This is a genomic window from Lentilactobacillus hilgardii DSM 20176 = ATCC 8290 (assembly GCF_000159315.1).
In the GTDB taxonomy this organism is placed as follows: Bacteria; Bacillota; Bacilli; order Lactobacillales; family Lactobacillaceae; genus Lentilactobacillus; species Lentilactobacillus hilgardii.
The window spans coordinates 1-243 of sequence record NZ_GG670031.1 but is presented as its reverse complement, the minus strand read 5'-3'; the positions used below and the strand labels follow the sequence as shown (position 1 = coordinate 243).

The 243-nt window shown below is 45.7% G+C and carries 1 pseudogene; it reads left to right on the top strand.

What is annotated here, in order from left to right:
• Positions 1-243, top strand: a pseudogene (locus tag HMPREF0519_RS12775) (PucR family transcriptional regulator); the annotation flags it as partial.

Below are 243 nucleotides of genomic sequence, written 5' to 3'. Positions count from 1 at the left end.
AACGGATAAAAAGATCACGACTTACTTTGTTTTGGAGTCAGCAGACGGTGCCACGATCGTTTCTTTCTTCAACGACGACCAAGCTGAAAAGCCGCCTTATGACAGACAGGTTTATCATCGACTTATGAGCACCATCAAAATCCCCCACTTTTCGTTATATGAGGGTGTTGCCAGTCTTCATGAAGCCAAAAACCTCCACCGCTCTTTTACCGAGGCGTGTTTCGGCATGGATGTTGCTAAAAC